The sequence below is a fragment of the Mycoplasma sp. 2261 genome, assembly GCF_053851575.1.
Genome location: NZ_JBSQAX010000022.1, coordinates 1 through 790 on the forward strand (window position 1 = coordinate 1; position 790 = coordinate 790).

General features: G+C 28.5%; 1 protein-coding gene. It reads left to right on the forward strand.

Going from position 1 to position 790, the window contains the following annotated elements; translation table 4 throughout:
• Nucleotides 1–611, forward strand: a 611-nt coding sequence (locus ACWXVM_RS03165; protein WP_455994307.1) for a hypothetical protein, incomplete at its 5' end; no start/stop codon positions are given.
• Between the last annotated feature and the right edge of the window lie 179 nt (nt 612–790).

Genomic DNA, 790 nt, shown 5'->3' on the forward strand with positions numbered 1-790 from the left:
TTAGTGACCCAACTAATGAAGAAATTAAGAATGTAATTGATAATTTTTATTACAAAAATTTATATAAAGAATACGACAGAACTAAGGATGATGGCAAACACGGATTTGATTTTCTTGATGATGGTTATACAGATTTAGGTGTTATTTCAATGCAAAATAATGAACCAGACTATAACGAACCTTGAGATGAAGATGATGAACCAGGTGAATTAAGTTTTACAAATGCTGAAAATATGAAGATTAAAACAGAAAGCGAAAAAAGTTTTGATAAAAAAACTTATGACCCTAAAAAAGATGATGGAAAGAATCAAAATTTTGACTTTTCTATTGATGATAATAATAAGGATTTAATTGTTTCCAAATCAGAAGGGAGACCATGACAAGAATTGCCTGATCATAATGTTCCCTGGATTTCTGATGATGAGGAAGGCAAAGATAATTCTAAACAAGATTCAAAATCACAAATGAAGTCGCCAGAGTTAAAGGAAACAGAAGCCAAAAAACAACCTATGGTTTTTACAGATTTTGCAGAGCTTGCCGATTTATTCTTAAAAGGAATAGAAGGTAAGGGTCCAAACTTTATATTTGAACCAAGATCGATAAAAAACTAAAATAAAATATTGAAATTTATAATCAATCTAATAAAGCACGAGGAGTTATTTTAGGTTTAACTTCTTGTGCTTTTGTGATATTTAGGATGATTTGCTAACCTATTTTTTGCCTTATTAGACACAAATTTTGCCAAAACAAAAAAAAAAAAAAAAATACTATAAAATATGCTTTATAAACT